Genomic DNA, 18,273 nt, shown 5'->3' on the forward strand with positions numbered 1-18,273 from the left:
TGAGACTGAAACAGGTGTAAACCTATTTCAGGACTAGACATGCGTCAAACCGATCAACCGCGACGACGCAACGCGTCGATACGTTCTTCCAGCGGCGGGTGGCTCATGAACATGCGGGCAAAGCCCTGTTTGATGCCACCGTTGATGCCAAAGGCATTCAGGGTGTCCGGCATGTGCACCGGCAGACCCTGCTCGGCACGCAGACGTTGCAGTGCGCCGATCATTGCGTTGGTGCCCGCCAGACGTGCGCCGGCTTCGTCGGCACGGAATTCGCGCTTGCGCGAGAACCACATGACGATGGCGCTGGCGAGGATGCCCAGAACCAGTTCGGCGAAGATCGTTGCCACGTAGTAGGCGATGCCCTGGCCTTCTTCGTTCTTGAAGATCACCTTGTCGACGAAATTGCCGATGATCCGCGCGAAGAACATCACGAAGGTGTTCACCACGCCCTGGATCAGCGCCAGGGTGACCATGTCACCGTTGGCCACGTGACCGATTTCGTGGGCCAGCACGGCTTTCACTTCATCCGGCGAAAAGCGCTCGAGCAGGCCTTGGCTGACCGCGACCAGCGCGTCGTTCTTGTTCCAGCCGGTGGCGAACGCGTTGGCCTCGTAGGCAGGGAAAATACCGACTTCGGGCATCTTGATCCCGGCTTCGCGGGACAGTTGCTCGACGGTTTGCAGCAGCCATTGCTCATGCCGGGTGCGTGGCTGGGTGATGATCTGGGTGCTGGTACTCATCTTCGCCATCCACTTGGAGATGAACAGCGAGAACAGCGAACCGGCGAAACCAAAGACCGCACAGAAAACCAGCAGCTGACTGAGGTTGAGATCAACCCCGTTGGCCGCCATGAACCCGTTGAAGCCGAACAGGCTCAGGGTGATGCTGGCTATCAGCACGACCGCCAGGTTAGTGGCCAAAAACAGCAGGATGCGCATCATGGTTGTAGAAATCTCCTCAAGCTAAAGATGTAGCGTACTGCGGGGTATATAAGGTGCGGCACCGGGTGATTCAACCGAGTGACTATTTCAAACTGTGTCCTACAGCGGATTCCAAGGTCTGCAGGTCATTGCCCACGACCGAAACCGAAAGGGCTGACAGGCGGCCGCCACCCGCCGCCATTACGTCAGGCGCGTATAAGCCATATCAATCGCAAGTGTAGAAGGCGCAGTGAGGCGGGGAGGGCAGAAGTGTTGCTGAATCAGACAGCGCGCAACGCAGAACACGTTGCGCACTGTCGACCGGTTACTGGCGGTAGGACTTGAGGAAGTTGCCGATGCGGCCGATGGCCATCTCGAGATCGTCGACACGTGGCAGCGTGACCACACGGAAGTGATCCGGCCACGGCCAGTTGAACGCCGTGCCTTGCACCACCAGCAGCTTCTCGGAGAGCAGCAGGTCGAGGACGAATTTCTCGTCGTTGTGGATCGGGCAGACTTTCGGGTCGATCCGCGGGAATGCATACAGCGCGCCCATCGGCTTCACGCAGCTGACGCCCGGAATGTCGTTGAGCAACTCCCAGGTGCGGTTGCGCTGCTCGAGCAGGCGACCTTGCGGCAGCACCAGATCGTTGATGCTCTGGTAGCCACCGAGGGCGGTCTGGATCGCATGCTGGCTCGGCACGTTGGCACATAGGCGCATGTTGGCCAGCATGTCGATGCCTTCAATGTAGCTCTGGGCATTGTGTTTCGGCCCGGAGATGGCGATCCAGCCGGAGCGGAAACCCGCCACGCGGTAGGATTTCGACAGACCGTTGAACGTCAGGCACAGCAGGTCCGGCGCCAGCGAAGCGGTGCAGATGTGCACGGCGTCGTCATACAGGATCTTGTCGTAGATCTCGTCGGAGAACACCACCAGGTTGTGCGCGCGGGCGATTTCCAGCATGCCCAGCAGCACTTCCTTCGAATACACCGCGCCGGTCGGGTTGTTCGGGTTGATGATCACCATCGCTTTGGTGTTCGGGGTGATCTTGGCCTTGATGTCGGCCAGATCCGGGAACCAGTCGGCGCCCTCGTCGCACAGGTAGTGCACGGCATTACCGCCGGCCAGGCTCACGGCGGCGGTCCACAGCGGGTAGTCCGGCGCCGGCACCAGCACTTCGTCGCCGTTGTTGAGCAGTGCCTGCAGCGACATCACGATCAGCTCGGACACGCCGTTGCCCAGGTAGATGTCTTCGATGCCGACACCTTCGACATTTTTTTGCTGGTAGTACTGCATCACCGCTTTACGCGCGCTGAACAGGCCTTTGGAGTCGCTGTAGCCCTGGGCCGTCGGCAGGTTGCGGATCACATCCTGGAGAATTTCGTCCGGCGCCTCGAAACCAAACGGTGCCGGGTTGCCGATGTTCAGCTTGAGGATGCGCTGGCCTTCCTCTTCCAGACGTTTGGCGTGCTTGAGCACCGGGCCGCGAATGTCGTAGCAGACGTTGGCGAGCTTGTTCGATTTGCTGAACTGCATGGCGATGTGATCCCGAAAATGAACGATCCAGACGGCGAATGGCCAACCGTACTGGGATTCCTGCGTCTTCGCACAGGCGGAGTCTTGCGCCGTGGCGCCGAGAATCCGTTTGAATGCGCCCGGTCTGACTGCCAGACTGGCGTGTGACGAGGCGCAATCATACGTGCCACCCGATCCGTGGAAAAGGTACAGATCGGGCTTTTTCAGCCGCTGAGGTGTGATGATGGAAAAGTTGGAAAAAACCCTGGAAGAATGGCGTGCGATGCTCGACCCCGAGCAGTACAACGTGTGTCGGCTCAGTGCGACCGAACGGCCGTTCTCCGGCAAATACAACGCCACCAAGACTGACGGTGTCTATCACTGCGTCTGCTGCAACGAGCCACTGTTCGACTCCACGACCAAATTCGATTCCGGCTGCGGCTGGCCGAGCTTCTACGCGCCGATCGGCGAAAGCGCCATGACCGAAATCCGCGATACCAGCCACGGCATGATCCGCACCGAGGTCAAATGCGCCCGCTGCGATGCGCATCTGGGCCACGTGTTCCCCGATGGTCCGCCACCGACCGGCCTGCGTTATTGCATCAACTCGGTGTGCCTGAATCTCGAGCCGCGCGAGTGATGCGAGCCCCTGTAGGAGCTGCCGAAGGCTGCGATCTTTTGATTTTCAAGATCAACAGATCGCAGCCTTCGGCAGCTCCTACAGGGTTATGTGCAGTTAATTAAATTGCACGCAATTTAATTGCTCGCTATGTTTACGCCTTCTTCCAGAATTCAGAGTGCGGATCATGAGCGACAACCTGCTGAATATCCCTGTCACCACCATCAAGGGTGAGCAAAAGACCTTGGCCGATTTCGCCGGCAAGGCCGTTCTGGTGGTCAACACCGCCAGCAAATGTGGCTTCACCCCGCAATACAAAGGCCTGGAAGAGCTGTGGCAGACGTACAAGGATCAGGGCCTGGTGGTGCTGGGGTTTCCGTGCAATCAGTTCGGCAAGCAGGAGCCGGGCAACGAGGGTGCGATCAGCGAGTTCTGTGAGCTGAACTACGGCGTGAGTTTCCCGCTGTTCAAGAAGATCGACGTCAACGGTTCTGACGCGCATCCACTGTTCGTACAGTTGAAAAAGCGCGCTCCGGGTCTGCTCGGCTCCGAGGGCATCAAGTGGAACTTCACCAAGTTCCTGATCGGCAAGGATGGGCAACTGGTCAAGCGTTTCGCCCCGACCACCAAGCCGCAGGACATGAGCGGCGAGATCGAAGCCCTGCTCAAATGAACAGCCTGCCCGACGATTCGCTGAAGCTCGACAGTCAGTTGTGCTTCAAGTTGTATGCCGCGTCCCGGGCGGTGATTCGCGCTTACAAGCCGATGCTCGATCAGCTTGGCCTGACGTACCCGCAGTACCTGGCGATGCTGGTGCTGTGGGAATGGCAGGACAAAGCGCCGGAGCAACCGACGGTCAAGGCCTTGGGCGAGCGGCTGGCGCTGGACTCCGGCACCCTGACGCCGTTGCTCAAGCGTCTTGAGCAATTGCAGTGGGTGCAGCGCCAGCGTTCGGCGCGCGACGAGCGTGAAGTGCATCTGAGCCTGACCACCCAAGGTCAGGCGCTGCGCGAACAGGTCGGGCCACTCAAGGCCCGGTTGTTGTGCGACAGCGGGGTGGATCTCGATCGACTCAACGATTTGCGCAACGGCCTTGATCACCTGTTGGGGCAGATCAAAGCACTGACGTAGTCGGAATCCACTGGTCGAGCACCGCCGCCAGCTCTTCGCGGCGGAACGGCTTGGCCAGGTAATCGCTCATGCCGGCCGCACGGCAGCGTTCGCGTTCTTCGGACATGGCGTTGGCGGTCAGTGCGACGATCGGCAGGTGTGGCCAGCGCCCGCTCTGGCGGATCTGCCGGCTCGCTTCGTAGCCGTCCATCACCGGCATGTTGCAGTCCATCAGCACCAGATCGAATTCATCGTGCTCCAGTTGATCGAGCGCCGCGGCGCCGTGGGCGGCGACCACCACATCGCAACCGAGCTTGCCGAGCATGCCCTTGGCCACCAATTGGTTGACCGGATTGTCCTCCACCAGCAGTACCCGTCCGCGTCGTTGTACGGGCACGCTCTCGAGGCGCGCATCGTTGATCGTAGTGATGTCGGCCAGCAGAATGCGCCGCAGGATCTGATACAGCGCGTTGCGCGCCAGCGGTCGGGCCTGTTGCTGCAATGGCGCCAGCGCTGCGGCTTCTTCGCTGGGCATGAAGCTGCCATAAGCGGTCACCACCAGGATCGGCGTGCTGAGCGTCGGGCGCAGGCTGAACAGGCATTCCGGGCAGTCGGTGATCACCAGGTCGGGAGACAGGCCCAGCAGCGGATCGTCCATGGTGCGCTGTTCATAGGTCACGCCCCACACTGGCAACAGCGTCTTGAGCAGTTCCGCCAGGCCGCTGCTGGCAGCGGTGATCGCCAGAACCTTGCCCTGCAACGGCGGCGGCATCACCGCCCGGGTGTGGCACGGCAACGGCAGGTCGGCACAGAACTGACTGCCGAAACCGGCCTCGGAACTGATGGTCAATCGGCCTTGCATGGCTTCACACAGATTGTAGGTCAGCGCCAGGCCGAGGCCGGTGCCGCCGTACTGGCGGGTGATGCCGGCACCGGCCTGGGTGAACGGCTGGAAGATCTTCACTTGGGCTTCCTGGGCGATGCCGATGCCGGTATCGCAGACCTCGATGCGCACCCCGTCGTTATGCGCTGACAGACGCACATCGACCCGGCCGAACCGGGTGAACTTCAGGGCATTGGACAGCAGGTTGCTGACAATCTGCCGTACCCGGGTTGGATCCCCCAGCACCAACGCGGGGAAGTGCGGGTCGATCAGGCACGTCAGTTCGACGCTGGGCGCCGCGTTCTGCGACAGCAGGTTGGCGGTGTCCTCGATCAGCGAGCCGAGGTCGAACGGGATGTGTTCCAGCTCCAGTTGCCCCGCATCGAACTTGGACAGGTCGAGAATATCGTTGAGCAGTTCCACCAGCACTTTGCCCGAGTCGTGGGCAATCGACAGCTGTTGCTGCTGCTCGGCATTCAGTGGCCCGTCGAGGGACAGGGCGATCATCCCCAGCAGGCCGTTGAGCGGGGTGCGGATCTCGTGGCTCATGTTGGCAAGGAATGCCGAGCGCGCTTCGGCCATGTCCAGCGCGGTGCTGCGGGCCACCTCCAGTTCCTCGTTGGACTGACTGAGCCGGGTGTTGATGGCCTTGAGCTCGGCGGTGCGGGCCGAGACGATGTGTTCCAGTTGCCCGAGGTAATCGGTCAGGCGGTTTTCGGCGTTGCGGCGTTGCTGGATTTCCGTGGCGATGTTGTCGAACTGCTGGTTGGCGACTTTGACCAGCACGCCGATCTCGTCGTTGGCGTGGCCGGCCGGACATTCCAGAGTCGTCGGTTCTGCGCTGCGTGCGTCGCGCGCGCTGAGCTCACGGATCAGACGCACCAGTGGCTTGGTCAGCATCACGTAGAACAGCGCCAGCAGGATGCCGGTGAGGATCAGGCTGCGGGCAAAACCGTTGAGCAGGGTGACTTCGGCGCGGCGCAGGAACCGGCTGCCGAACGCGTAGGTGTCGACTTCCAGACTCAGCGTGCCCAGCGATTCGTTGGGCAGGTGGTCGAGGTACAGGCGGTCTTCGAACTGGCGTTTGGCGCCGAACAGGAAATCGCTGATCACCCGATAACCGCTTTGCAGTTCCGGGCGTTTGACGTTGGCCAGGACGTTACCGTTGTTGTCGGTCATTTGCGCCGAGATGATCGCCGGCGAACGCAACAGGCCCAGGGTCAGTTCCTGCGCCAGTTCCGCGTCGATGTTGTAGGCGATGCGCGATGCCGGATTGTGGCTGATTTCCAGCAAAGACAGAATTTCACGGTTGATGGAGGCGTCTTCACTGGCATAATCGATGCCGATTTGCAGCAGGCTGAGCAGCGTGCCCAGAATGAACCCGACCAGCACAGTGAATCTGGCTTGCTTGTAAGACAGCCGGTGGGTGAATTTGATATCCATGGGGTGTTGAACCACTTCCGTTTCCCTTCGCTGCTCAAGCATAGTCGATCATGTATGGATACCGAGGTTCCCGAATCGCCTTGTAACAAGGCCTGAGCGGGGGTTGTTGATCTGATTGTCGTCGCTGAAGCACCATCATTGCTTTGAACGTGCCCGAGGAGAAGACGTGGATTCCCGATTAAATGCTTTTCTTGAACGCGCCGAGTCGGTTCTGGCGCGGATCGAACCCTTGTTGCCGGCGCCGCGCCCGGTGATCGACTGGGAAACATGCCTCGCGGCGCGCTGGCAGCGTGACGGGCGCAGCGGGTATTTGCTGCCGCTGGAAGTCAGCCTCGACATGCGCCTGTCCGACCTGATCGGCGTTGATCGTCAGTTGGAGCAACTGGGTCGCAACACGCAACAGTTTCTCGACGGCATGCCGGCCAACCACGCGCTGCTCTGGGGCTCGCGCGGCACCGGTAAATCGTCGCTGGTGCGTGCGCTGCTGGCCGAACACGCCAGCGCCGGTCTGCGTTTGATCGAGATCGAGCGTGACCATCTGGCCGACCTGCCGCGCGTGGTCGAGCAGATCGCCAAACTGCCGCAGCGCTTCGTGCTGTTTTGCGATGACCTGTCGTTCGAATCCGGTGAAGGCGACTACCGAGTGCTGAAAAGCGTGCTCGACGGCTCGCTCGAGCAGGCACCGGACAACGTCTTGCTGTACGCCACTTCCAACCGCCGCCATCTGGTGCCGGAAAAGGAAAGCGACAACGAAAACTGGAAACGCGTCGACGGCGAACTGCATCCGAGTGAGGCGGTGGAAGACAAGATCGCGCTCTCAGACCGTTTCGGCCTGTGGTTGTCGTTTTATCCGTTTACCCAGGAACACTTCCTCAACGTCGTCGAACACTGGATCGGCCAGTTGGCCGCCAAGGCTGGCTTGAGCTGGCAGCGCGATGAAGAGCTGGACATCCTCGCCGTGCGCTGGGCAACCGGGCGCGGCAATCGCAACGGACGTTGCGCGTACCAATTCGCCCGTTACTGGGTGGGACTGAAATTGCTGGAGCACAAGGCATGATTGATTTGCAACAAAGCGGCCAGGGGCTCGAAGGCTATGGCCTGTTGGCCGCACAACTGGAATCGCTGCTGGCGGACGAGCGCGATTTCATCGCCAACGCCGCGCAGTTTTCGGCGTTCCTGTTCAACCAGCTCGATGATTTGAACTGGGCCGGTTTCTACCTCAATCGCAACGAAGAACTGGTGCTGGGTCCGTTTCAGGGCCAGATCGCCTGCGTGCGCATTCCGTTCGGGCGCGGTGTGTGTGGCGCGGCAGCGGCCAGTCGGCAAACCCAGCGCGTCGAAGACGTGCATGCGTTCCCCGGTCATATCGCTTGCGACAGCGCCTCCAACAGCGAACTGGTGGTGCCACTGGTCAAGGACGGTCGGTTGATTGGCGTACTCGATCTCGACAGCCCGAAACTCGCGCGTTTCGGCGCGGACGATCAGGCCGGTATCGAGCAACTGGCGGCGATCTTCCTGCGTCTGACCGACTGCTGATCAGGCGCTCAGGCCAGCCTTGCGCAGCAGGCTGGCCGAGTCCACCGCATCGATCTGTCGCGGATCGAGAAACCGCGCGGCGTACTGCATGTACACCCCGTCGTTGATGAACAGCGCAAACAACTCGGGGTCGATGTGCGCCTCGCGGGACATGGTGGCCATGATCCCCAGGGCTTCGCTTAAGGATTTGGCTTTCTTGTATGGCCGATCCGCCGCGGTCAGCGCCTCGAAAATATCGGCAATCGCCATCATTCTCGCCGGCAGGCTCATGTCGTCGCGCTTCAGGCGTTTGGGGTAGCCGCTGCCGTCCATTTTTTCGTGATGACCACCGGCAATTTCCGCAACGCTGCCCAGATGTCCGGGGAAAGGCAGGTGGCTGAGCATCAAGATCGTCTGCACCATGTGGTGATTGATGATGTAGCGCTCCTCACGGGTCAGCGTGCCCCGGGCAATGCTCAGGTTGTAGAGTTCGCCGCGATTGTATTTGTAGCGCGGCACATCCAGTTTGAACCCCCACGGGTTGTCTTCCGGAATCAGTTCGCTGTCGGCGCGCTTGATCAGGTGTTCGGGTTTGTCCGCCAGCAGTGCCTCGCTGACCGGCAGATTCGCAACCGGCGTTTGCGCCTGACGGCGGTTTTCCTCCCATGACACCCCCAGTCGATCATCAAGGGTGCGCGTCCAGCGGCGCTCGGCGATGCGCTCAAGACGCTGCAGGTCGGCTGGCGCCATGGCCTCGCCGCCCAGATTGCAACGGGCAACAAAGGCAAAGTCGTCGTCCAGTTCAGCCAACGTGGCGTCACGCAGGTCGCTCAGTTGCACCTCGTTGCCGCCCAGCGCCAGTGCCTGCCAGTAACTGATCCAGGCATCGCGCTTGAGCACCTCGAAACGCATGCGGATTTCGTGGATGCGATCGTTGAGGGTTTCCAGTTTGGTGGCCTTGTCGACGACATATTCCGGCGTCGTGACCTTGCCGCAATCGTGCAGCCAGGCCGCGATGTGCAGGGCTTCCCATTCGTCTTCGCTCGGCTGATAGCTCTGGAACGCCGGCGCCTGACTGGCGGCCGCGGCCTGCGCGAGCATCAGGGTCAGTTCCGGCACGCGCTGGCAGTGGCCGCCGGTGTACGGGCTCTTGGCGTCGATGGCGCCCGCCAGCAACTGGATGAACGCATCGAGCAACTGCTTCTGCTTCGCTTGCAGGCGCTGGCTTTCGATACTCACCGCCGCCGCGCCGGAAACTGCTTGCAGGAAGGCGATGCGGTCCGGGCGCAGTTTTTCCAGGTCCTGAGCGCTGCCGCTGTCGTTGATCAGCAGAAGCAGCAGGCCGATGGTTTCGTTGTGCCGGTTGCGCAGGCGGATACCGATCAGGTGGATGCGCGGCGACTGCATGGCCAACAAGACTTTCTGCAAGTCCCCGGCCTGTTCAAAGCCAAGGCTGCTGACCACGTTGTCAGCGGTGATCAGTTGCTGGAACCACGCCGGCCCTTGATCGGCCAGAAGATCCCGGCCCAGCACAGCGAACTCGCCGGGTTCCTGCGAGACGCCATCAATTACCAGTCCGTAAGGCTCCATTCGGTTGCCATCGTTTTCGCGCAGATAGATCAACCCCGCTTGCGCCTGGGCGATCTGCACCGTTTCGAACAGCACCCGTTGCAGCAATGGGGCAAAGCGGGTTTCGGCGCACAGGCTGTCGGTGATGCGGAAGAAACTGGCGAGTGTTTCCTTCATGCGGGCCATCGACAGGCTCAACTGATCAACCTCCAGAACCGGCGAGCGACGGGTAACCGGAAAGTTGAAATCGAAGCTGCGAATCGCATCGGCTTCCTTGACCAGCGCATGCAACGGCTTGACCAGAATCCGCGAGGTCAGCCAACCCAGCGGCAGGCACAGCAGCAAGGTCGCGAGGGTGATCAGTGCCCCTTGCCAGCGCATGCGGTAGGCGTCGGCCAGCAACTCGTCCTCCGGCACCAGCAGGGCCATTTGCAGTCCTCTCGGGCCGCCCTCTTGCAGATTGCTGCGGGCGACGATCCAGTGGCGTCCATCGACGTCGAGCCGTTTGCCCTGATGCGTGGTGGACAGCAACGCGTGCAGGTTCGGGCTCAGGTCGGCAGCCTTGGCCAGGCGTGCGCTGCTGTCGTCGACAATCAGCCGGCGGCTGTCCGGATAGGCCACGGCATTGCCATCGGCATCGAACAACACGATTTCGGTAGACGGGGTGACCACGTGTTTGAGCAAGGTGGCCGAGAGTGCTTCCAGCGTCAGATCGGCACCGATCACACTGGTTGCGCCGCTGCGTCGGGCCAGGGTGGTGCCCACGTTGTGCGTGGAGAAAAACACATAGGGTTCGGTGGTGATCTGATCGCCCTGTTGCAGGGCGTTGGTGTACCAGTTGCGGGTGCGCGGATCGTAGCGGTCGTCGGGATTGTCCTGGCGCCCGACAGGCATCAGCGCCTGGTCGAAGAACAGTGACTGCGACGACGCGATGCCGCTGGCGTCGTGCTCGATGCTCCAGACCTGATAGGCCGCGTCCGGCGGCGCCTTGAGCAGGGTTTTCAGGGCGCTGGTACGCAACGGCCGGACCATGAAGAAGTCGCCGTTGCCGTAGCCCAGATAGAGCGAAGCGAGATCGGTGTTGTCCTTGAGTGATTGACTGAACGGCTTGAGCAGCGCCAGACGCTGTTGCAGGTTCGAGGCCCCGGCCGCCTGGTTGTCGGCCAGCAGGCTCAGCAGGTGACGGATCGGTTCATACGTTGAATGCAGGTCCAGGCGCACGTCCTGTTCGATGCGATTGAACAGGTTTTCGCTGCTCGACAGGATGATCCGGGTGGTCTGGCGATAATTGAACAGCCCCAGCACCACGCCGGTCAGCAACAGCAGAAACGTGAACATGACGCTGATGTGCACGTGCAACGGGAACCGGCGTTGATCCGGGCGCAGTGGGCTGGGCATTGCTGACTCTCCATTGAAGTAAACACACTGCTCAGCGCCCAAGCATAGTTAAGGCTCGGTCATTGTGCTTTCTGCGAACGGTTCCAATTGTTGCTGCAGCGCCTGCTCCAGTTCGACCATCGCCGCGTCGGTGGCCTCGATGCAGCGCACGATGGCCGCCACAGACGTGGTCTGCAGGCAGGCCTGTTCCAGGGCATCGCAGCGCACGATCAGACGCGAAGCCTGGGCGATTCGGGCGGCGCCCTTGATTTTGTGCGCCACCGCCGCCAATGCCTCGCGATCATTGTGCGGCGCCAGGGCCAGCAGCTCCTCGCGATCGAGGCGGCTGCTCTTGAGCAATTGCGTGAGCAGGCGTTGGGCCTGAAGCGGATTACCGCCCGTCAATTGATTCAAACCCTCGAGATTGAACGCAGGTTCAGGGGTTGCCGGTTGAAGGCCGTTGACCCACTGGCTCAGCGCACTGAGGCTCAGGGGTTTGAACAGGCAGTCATTCATGCCGGCCTGTTTGCAGCGCTGCACTTCCTCGGGTTGCGCATTGGCTGTGAAGCCCAGCACGGTACAAGGAGCACGCCCGGTACTTTGTTCGTGCTGGCGGATGGCCTCGGTCAGTTCGTAGCCGTTCATCACTGGCATATTGCAGTCGGCGATGACCAGATCGAATGCGCCGCGCTGCCACTTCTCGAATCCGCTTCGCCCCTCTTCGGCAAGGCTGAAGCGGTGCCCGAGGAACTCCAGTTGCTGGCACATCAGCAGACGATTGGCGGGATGGTCGTCGACCACGAGGATGTTCAGCGGCGTACCCGCGGCGTGGATCGGTGGCGCGGTTTTCGTCGCGGCGACCTTGCACGGCAGCGTTTGCAGCGGCAGCGACAGGCAGACCTGAGTGCCGATCCCGGGCTGACTGCTCAATTGCAGCTGACCGCCCATCATTTCACAGAGGTTGCGACTGATCACCAACCCCAGACCCGCGCCGCTGCGCGCGGGCTGTTGGCCGCTGTCAGCCTGGGCGAACGGTTTGAACAGGCGCTGTTGATCTTCGATGCTGATGCCGACCCCGGTGTCCTGGATCGTCAATTGAATCAGCGAACACTGGCCCGCGCCATCGGGCACCACGTCCAGATTGACCCGGACCTGCCCGGACTCGGTGAATTTGATGGCATTGCTGATCAGGTTCGACAGGATTTGCTTGAAGCGCAACGGATCAAGCTGCACGTCGACATTGAGGCCCGGGGGAGTGAGGGTCAGGGGCAGGGCGAGGTTTTTCTGCCGGGCCAGACCGTCGAAGATCCTCACCACTGAAGAAACGGTTTCCACCAGATTGACCCGCTCGGGACTCAGGCTCAGGTGCCCGGACTCGATCCGTGCGATATCAAGGATGTCGCCGATCAGGCCCAACAGGTCCTTGGCCGAGCAATAGGCGGTTTCGATGGATGAGCGATCCGGAGCCTGATCGGTCATGCGTTCGAGCGTCAATTCGAGCATGCCGATGATGGCATTCATCGGCGTACGGATTTCGTGGCTCATGGTGGCCAGAAAGGTACTTTTGGCACGGTTGGCGTTGTCCGCCTGTTCCTTGGCCGTACGCAGTTCATCGAACAGTTGCCGGCGCTCACTGATGTCGATCCAGCCACCGATGATCCCTTGTACATCGCCGCTGGAATCGCGGTACGGCAGGATCCAGTGGTAGATCGTCAGACGCCGGCCACCGATGTGCAGCGGTCGGTCGAGTACCATCGGTGTCCCTTCGGCCACGACCCGCTGGTAATCTGCCTCGAAGGCCTGGGCTTCGAAGGCATTGCTCAGGGTGCCTTGCATGACGCTTTTGCCGATCACGTCTTCGCGTTTGGCGTTGAAGGCTTCGAGGTAACTGTCGTTGCAGCTTTGCAGCAGCCCCCGGCGGTCGCGCACATAGATCGGATGAGGCGTGCCGTTGACCAGTGAGCGCATGAATTCGAACTGATCGTTGAGTGCCCGCTCGGCGGCCTGGCGTTGCTTGATCTGGCGCCGCATGTAGGCATTCCACAGCAGTGACAGCAACAGCAGCAGGCAGGCTGCGCCGATCAGTTGGTAAAACAGGCGCTGGTAGTGATGCCAATTGCTTTGCGCCGCATTGGAAAAACCGCGCCAGCGGCTATTGATCACCCCCAGTTCTTCGGGGCTGATGCTCAGCAGCGCCTTGTCGAGGATCGACCCCAGTTCGCTGTTGTCGCGGGCCGTGGCCAGCGAAAAGGCTGCCTGACGGGTGCCGAGGGTGGTGGTGATCTGCAACTGATGCTCGAAGATCCGCGACGAAATCAGATAGTTGGCGATCACCAGCGAAGCGACGGCGCCATCGGCCTTGCCTTCGGCGAGCAAGGTCGCGGCGCCAAAGGTGTCGGAGGTTTCGGTCAGGTGGATATTGGGGAACTCGCGGCGCAGGTAATCGGCCATGGGACTGCCTTGGGCAATCGCCAGGTATTTGTCCTTGAGCTGCGTCGGATGGGTCGGGCTGTCAGTGGCTTTGCGGGTGAGCAGGACGAAAGAGTTTTCCAGGTAGGGACGGCTGAATTGCAGGGTCTTTTCCCGTTGCGGGCTGGGTAGCAACGCCGCGATCAGATCGGCCCGGTGCTGATTGATCTGCTCGACCATGTCGCCGTCGCTGCGGCTGCGTACCAGTTCGAAGCGCATGCCGGTGCGCAGGCGCAGCAGTTCGAGCAGGTCTGCGGTGATGCCACGCAGATTGCCGTCGCTGTCGAAGAACGTCAGCGGCGCGAAAGCCTCGTTGACGACGACGCGTAGCACCGGATGCTGTTTGAGCCACTGCTCTTCATGGTGGGTCAATTGCAGCTTCTGGTCGGTCAGCAGGATGTCGCTGCCAGCGCTCCAGCGCTTGGCGATGCGGTCGCGTTCACTGGCCGGTATGGCCTGGAGCGCGGTGTTGATGATCGCGAGCAGTTGCGGATTGTCGGTGTGCACGGCGAAGCTGAAACCGTGGGCTTCCTGTTTGCCGAAATTGGCCATGCGAATGTTGTTCAGATAGCCCTTGTTGATCATGTAGTGGGTGGAGATGGTATCGCCCAGAAACACGTCGGCCTGATCGAAAGCCACCGCATTGATTGCGTTTTGATAGGAAGGGTAGGACGTCAGGATGGCTTTGGGGTACAGCGCCTTGACTTCCTCCTGCGGCAGATAGTGATAGACCATGCTCAGGCGCAGACCAGCCAGGCCCTCGGTGAGCGTACGGGTCTCGTCTTCACGGGTGACCAGTACCGGCTGATCGATGGCATAGGGGATTGAAAGCAGAATGTCTGGATTACTGGCCTCGAAACCGTTGGCCGTACCGAGCATATCGACCTGTCCGGCTATCAGTGCGCGCAAGGCGGCTTCCCGTGAGGCAAAGCGCTTGACCCGGACTGGTAAACCGACAGCCTGTGCGAGGAGGCCGGCGTAGTCGGCGGTAAAACCTTCGTAATCGCGGCCGCTGGCGGTCATGTCGAACGGCGGATAATCCGGTGCGGAGGTGCCCAGTCTCAGTTCGCTGCGAGTCTGTAACCATTGCCGTTGCGCGGGCTGCAGAGAAATGGACAGCGCTTCGTGGCTCGAACGGCTGCGCAGCACATAATCTTGCGCTGTGACGAGGTCGGCATAGGCCTGAGAAGTCAGGCACAGGCTCGCACACAATATGACGAGATAGATCTTCAAACGACTGGGCATTCAGGCTCTCACACTAGCGCGTTGCGTTTGGCCATCTCGATAAGTTCCACCAGGGATCTGGCTTTCAGTTTCTGCATCAAGCGTTTTTTGTAAGTGCTGACGGTTTTGTTACTGAGAAACATGCCTTTGGCAATTTCCTTGTTGGTCCGCCCCTGTGCAAATAACTGCAGGACCATGAGTTCGCGGTCATTCACGGCTTTGAATAATTCCAGTTCGGCGTAACGTACATCGTCACTGCGTACCGGATTCAATGCCTGACTTGGGAAATAGTTGTAACCGGAAAGTACCGCTTTTATGGCGCTGACCAGTTCACTCAAGTCTTCTTCCTTGCACACATAACCGGACGCGCCGGACTGCATGCAGCGAATACCGAACAGTGTCGGGCATTGCGCCGTCAGTACCAGGGTCTTGAGCGGAGTGCCCATGGCGTTGAAACGGGCGAGGACTTCCAGGCCGTCGAGCTTGGGGATGCTGATATCGAGGATGATCAGGTCGGGCATGCATTCGCGAACCATCTGCATGGCATCGACCCCATTATCGGTTTCGCCGACGACCCTATAACCTTCATGCTCGAGCAGCATTCGAACGGCAAGTCGGATGACGGGGTGATCATCGACAATAAAAACGGAGTTCATAATCAAATCCCATACGTGCGCGAATAAAGCGCGCACCTTAGCTCAGATAAATGAGCGGCCGCATGAACTCACATGGCTCTAGCAGCAATATAGGATAAGTCCTACACCCTAAAGGGAAATTGACTACGACCAAACTCAATGTCGCGTAAGGAGGTGTTTAGAGTATTTGTTTATCTGAATGTTTTAAGTTGCTTGTAGAGTATTGAAGAAACAGCGTTTGTCTGTGTTGTTTTGAAGTTAAACGGATTACGTTTGGTCTGCGCGGTCATTGAATACCGCAGAGCCGCTTTAATGGATCAGGCACTCAACCGGGCAGTCGCGCTGACCCGGTTGAGGAAGATGCTCCGTCAGTGGCTGGAGCGCCCGGTCATTTCCAGCGCCATGTCGCTGGCGTAGCTGTCGGTCATTCCGGCGATAAAGTCGATCATGCGCAGGAACGAGGTGTGCAGCGGCCCGTGGGGATCAGGTGCATTGTTGCCCAGCAGATCGAGGATGCGACGACTCTTGAACGACGGCGTGCGTCCGCCATGTTGTTCCAGCGCTGCGCCGCAGAACGCGTTGAGGAGGATTTCCAGCGTGGTGTAGGCGCCGATTTCATGCAGCGTCTTGCGCTTGTCCTGGAAGATTTTCTTGCGGGCGATGTCCTTGGCGTTGAGCACGCAGCGTTTGGCCGGGCCGTGCATGTGTTCCACCAGGTCGCCGTGCAGCGTGCCGGCCAGCAGCGCGTCCTGTTGCTCGACGAATGCCCGGGCGGCAGCATTGGTCAGGTGCTCGATGGCCTTGCCGCGCAGGATCGCCAGTTTGCGTCGGCGCGAATCCTGCGGGCCGAGCTGGCGATAGGTTTCCGGCAGGTCGTCACCCACAAGGCCGAGCAGCAGCGATTCGACTTCCGCGTATTCCAGCAGCTCCATTTCCAGGCCGTCTTCGAGGTCGATCAACGCATAGCAGATGTCGTCGGCCGCCTCCATCAGGTACACCAACGGGTGCCGCGCCCAGCGCTGGTCTTCCAGTTGCGGCAGGCCGAGTTTGTGGGCGATCTGCTCCAGCAGCGGCAATTCACTCTGGTAGCAGCCGAACTTGTGTTTCTTGTAGCCCAGCGAGTCGGCGTGACGGGCGGTCCACGGATACTTCAGATAGGTGCCGAGGGTGGCGTAGGTGAGTCGGGTGCCACCGTCGAACTGGTGGTACTCAAGTTGAGTCAGCACGCGAAAGCCTTGCGCGTTGCCTTCGAAATTGAGGAAGTCACCGCGCTCGGCTTCGCTCATGCCGTCGAGCCAGCCGCGCCCGGCTGCCTGCTGGAACCAGTGGCGAATCGCGTCTTCCCCGGAATGACCGAACGGTGGATTGCCGATGTCATGCGCCAGGCAGGCCGATTGCACGACCATGCCCAGGTCGCTCGGGTCGCACCAGTCGGGCAGGGCGCTGCGCAAGGTTTCACCGACGCGCATGCCCAGCGAACGGCCGACGCAGCTGACTTCCAGCGAGTGGGTCAGACGGGTGTGGATGTGGTCGTTACTCGATACCGGGTGCACCTGGGTCTTGCGTCCCAGGCGGCGGAAGGCGCCGGAGAAAATGATGCGGTCGTGGTCTTTGTGGAACGGGCTGCGACCCAGCTCTTGCGGGCTGTGCAGCGGCTTTCCAAGGCGTTCGCGGTTAAGCAGGGTCTGCCAATCCAAGGCTGGTTCTCTCCGTCGGTGACTGGAATGATCAATGCCCTAGCTTCCCGGTTCGGCCACGCCCCTGCAAGCGGAACTACAAGCCGGCTGCATCAATGTCGATCAGCAGCAGGCGTTCGCCGTTGTCGAAGAACTGGCCGGCGGTCAGGCAATACTGGTTGCTGGTGGCATCGCGGTAGGTGCTGGACAGGGTCAGGCGCCGCTCCTCCCAGCCTTCGGCGAGCAAATGATAGAAGTACGGACGCCATGACCAGTTGTGCCCCAGGTAGCGGTTGTCGGCGACCCAACGGTTATGCCGCCATTCAAGGTTGGGCGTGAGTTGGGTGCCATGCCGGTCGCATTGGTAGAACCGCAGCAACCACGGGAAGGCTTCGAGTTGCGGCAGCGCACTGAGCGGCGCGTGGGCCTGAGCCCAGCTCTGGAGGATCGCCATCAGTTCGCCGAGCTGCTGGCGCGTCTGCATCAAGCGCCCGCGTTCGGCCAGCTTCTGCCGCACGTACCGCTGACGCAGTTCGGCGAAGCGCTGCACGAAGGCATCGGTCGGATAGAAGGCTTCCTGCGCCCGGGCGAACAGGAAACCCTGAACGTAACGTGATCCGCATTCCAGGGCGAAATTCAGCTGCGCTTCGGTCTCCACGCCTTCGGCAATGATCCAGCAGCCGGTTTTCTCAGCCATTTGCGCCAGGGCCTTGACCACCTCGCTGCTCGGCCCGCCCAGCGCCGCCGCCTGAAACAGGCGCATGTCGAGTTTGAGAATGTCCGGCTGCAACGCCAGCACCCGATCGAGCTGCGAGTAACCGGCACCGAAATCATCAATGGCAATCCGCGCGCCGGCCTCACGATAACGGCCGACCACGTCGGTCAGACGCTGACTGTTGCCGCCCAGTTCAGTGATCTCGAACACAATGCGTTGCGGATCGACGCCGTGTCGCAGCATTTGCTTGAGACTGGGCAGGGGCTGATCCGCGCGCAGGCGACTGATCCAGCGCGGCGACATGTTCAGGCTCAGAAACCATTCGGCAGGGGCTTCATGCAGTCGGCTCAGGGCGTGGTCACGGATCTGGCGGTCGAGGCGCCGCAGGGCGATGGCAGGTGTGCGCGGGTCAGCGAACAAGGGCCCGACCGAGGCCAGTTGGCCGTCAGGCTGGCGCAGTCGACCGAGGGCTTCGACGCCTGCAATTCGTCCGGTAGCGGTATCGATGAAAGGTTGAAAGCAGGCGAGCGGTTGCCCGTCGATCACGGGGCCTCCTTAGTCGTTCTTGTTCGAGGTAAACCCTGCCGGCCGGATAGGCGTGC

13 protein-coding genes are annotated in these 18,273 nt (G+C 60.8%); 5 read left to right on the plus strand and 8 right to left on the minus strand.

Translation table 11 applies throughout. From position 1 onward, the window contains the following. Window positions 1-53: 53 nt before the first annotated feature. The gene (htpX, locus tag LCH64_RS27125; RefSeq protein ID WP_045122567.1) at window positions 54-941 is read right to left on the minus strand and encodes a protease HtpX; all 888 of its coding nucleotides are present in this window, start codon (window positions 939-941) and stop codon (window positions 54-56) included. A gap of 304 nt (window positions 942-1,245) precedes the next feature. After that, window positions 1,246-2,457 carry a pyridoxal phosphate-dependent aminotransferase gene (locus LCH64_RS27130; RefSeq protein WP_003226761.1) on the minus strand — a complete coding sequence of 404 codons (1,212 nt, stop codon included), beginning with the start codon at window positions 2,455-2,457 and terminating at the stop codon, window positions 1,246-1,248. Window positions 2,458-2,680: 223 nt separating this feature from the next. Here LCH64_RS27130 and msrB point away from each other — a divergent pair, with 223 nt between their 5' ends. The 3 genes from msrB to LCH64_RS27145 all read left to right on the plus strand — a co-directional run bounded on the left by msrB (window position 2,681) and on the right by LCH64_RS27145 (window position 4,186). Continuing rightward, window positions 2,681-3,076 carry a peptide-methionine (R)-S-oxide reductase MsrB gene (msrB, locus tag LCH64_RS27135; protein WP_003226759.1) on the plus strand — a complete coding sequence of 132 codons (396 nt, stop codon included), beginning with the start codon at window positions 2,681-2,683 and terminating at the stop codon, window positions 3,074-3,076. 166 nt (window positions 3,077-3,242) lie between these two features. After that, window positions 3,243-3,728 (plus strand): glutathione peroxidase, encoded by a 486-nt coding sequence (locus LCH64_RS27140; protein WP_003226757.1) that lies wholly within the window; start codon window positions 3,243-3,245, stop codon window positions 3,726-3,728. Beyond that, complete coding sequence (locus LCH64_RS27145; RefSeq protein ID WP_045122566.1) at window positions 3,725-4,186, plus strand: MarR family transcriptional regulator; 462 nt, start codon at window positions 3,725-3,727, stop codon at window positions 4,184-4,186. Before LCH64_RS27140 ends, LCH64_RS27145 begins: the two co-directional genes overlap by 4 nt. Here the strand turns inward: LCH64_RS27145 and LCH64_RS27150 are convergent. Further along, window positions 4,170-6,491, minus strand: a complete 2,322-nt coding sequence (locus LCH64_RS27150; protein ID WP_226501851.1) for a response regulator — start codon at window positions 6,489-6,491, stop codon at window positions 4,170-4,172. The two genes, LCH64_RS27145 and LCH64_RS27150, sit on opposite strands and share 17 nt — an antisense overlap. Before the next feature lie 166 nt (window positions 6,492-6,657). Here LCH64_RS27150 and LCH64_RS27155 point away from each other — a divergent pair, with 166 nt between their 5' ends. Both LCH64_RS27155 and LCH64_RS27160 read left to right on the plus strand, forming a co-directional pair. Beyond that, a complete protein-coding gene (locus tag LCH64_RS27155; RefSeq protein WP_003226753.1) occupies window positions 6,658-7,548 on the plus strand; it encodes an ATP-binding protein in 891 nt (296 codons plus the stop codon). Then, a complete protein-coding gene (locus tag LCH64_RS27160; RefSeq protein WP_003226750.1) occupies window positions 7,545-8,027 on the plus strand; it encodes a GAF domain-containing protein in 483 nt (160 codons plus the stop codon). The genes LCH64_RS27155 and LCH64_RS27160 overlap by 4 nt, the downstream gene beginning before the upstream one ends. Here LCH64_RS27160 and LCH64_RS27165 read toward each other — a convergent pair whose 3' ends face one another. From LCH64_RS27165 to LCH64_RS27185, 5 genes are all read right to left on the minus strand, one after another. Next, on the minus strand, window positions 8,028-10,973 hold the full coding sequence (locus LCH64_RS27165; RefSeq protein WP_226501852.1) for an HD domain-containing phosphohydrolase: 2,946 nt from the start codon (window positions 10,971-10,973) through the stop codon (window positions 8,028-8,030). Between the two features lie 48 nt (window positions 10,974-11,021). Then, window positions 11,022-14,666, minus strand: a complete 3,645-nt coding sequence (locus LCH64_RS27170; protein ID WP_226501853.1) for a transporter substrate-binding domain-containing protein — start codon at window positions 14,664-14,666, stop codon at window positions 11,022-11,024. A gap of 8 nt (window positions 14,667-14,674) precedes the next feature. Next, window positions 14,675-15,301, minus strand: a complete 627-nt coding sequence (locus tag LCH64_RS27175) for a response regulator transcription factor (protein ID WP_003226744.1) — start codon at window positions 15,299-15,301, stop codon at window positions 14,675-14,677. A gap of 347 nt (window positions 15,302-15,648) precedes the next feature. Continuing rightward, entirely contained in the window at window positions 15,649-16,977 is a 1,329-nt protein-coding gene (locus LCH64_RS27180) for a deoxyguanosinetriphosphate triphosphohydrolase (protein ID WP_003226741.1), read from the minus strand. Window positions 16,978-17,053: 76 nt separating this feature from the next. Then, window positions 17,054-18,217, minus strand: coding sequence for an EAL domain-containing protein (locus LCH64_RS27185; RefSeq protein WP_226501854.1), 1,164 nt, complete (start codon window positions 18,215-18,217; stop codon window positions 17,054-17,056). Between the last annotated feature and the right edge of the window lie 56 nt (window positions 18,218-18,273).

The sequence above is a fragment of the Pseudomonas sp. MWU16-30322 genome (assembly GCF_020515535.1).
GTDB classification, from domain to species: Bacteria; Pseudomonadota; Gammaproteobacteria; order Pseudomonadales; family Pseudomonadaceae; genus Aquipseudomonas; species Aquipseudomonas fluorescens_H.

Bases quoted from the DNA above. Each gene is read 5' to 3' on its own strand.
- LCH64_RS27170 (WP_226501853.1), bottom strand. From the start codon at position 14,666: ATGCCCAGTCGTTTGAAGATCTATCTCGTCATATTGTGTGCGAGCCTG.
- msrB (WP_003226759.1), top strand. From the start codon at position 2,681: ATGGAAAAGTTGGAAAAAACCCTGGAAGAATGGCGTGCGATGCTCGAC.
- LCH64_RS27150 (WP_226501851.1), bottom strand. From the start codon at position 6,491: ATGGATATCAAATTCACCCACCGGCTGTCTTACAAGCAAGCCAGATTC.
- LCH64_RS27160 (WP_003226750.1), top strand. From the start codon at position 7,545: ATGATTGATTTGCAACAAAGCGGCCAGGGGCTCGAAGGCTATGGCCTG.
- LCH64_RS27145 (WP_045122566.1), top strand. From the start codon at position 3,725: ATGAACAGCCTGCCCGACGATTCGCTGAAGCTCGACAGTCAGTTGTGC.
- LCH64_RS27130 (WP_003226761.1), bottom strand. From the start codon at position 2,457: ATGCAGTTCAGCAAATCGAACAAGCTCGCCAACGTCTGCTACGACATT.
- htpX (WP_045122567.1), bottom strand. From the start codon at position 941: ATGATGCGCATCCTGCTGTTTTTGGCCACTAACCTGGCGGTCGTGCTG.
- LCH64_RS27165 (WP_226501852.1), bottom strand. From the start codon at position 10,973: ATGCCCAGCCCACTGCGCCCGGATCAACGCCGGTTCCCGTTGCACGTG.
- LCH64_RS27140 (WP_003226757.1), top strand. From the start codon at position 3,243: ATGAGCGACAACCTGCTGAATATCCCTGTCACCACCATCAAGGGTGAG.
- LCH64_RS27175 (WP_003226744.1), bottom strand. From the start codon at position 15,301: ATGAACTCCGTTTTTATTGTCGATGATCACCCCGTCATCCGACTTGCC.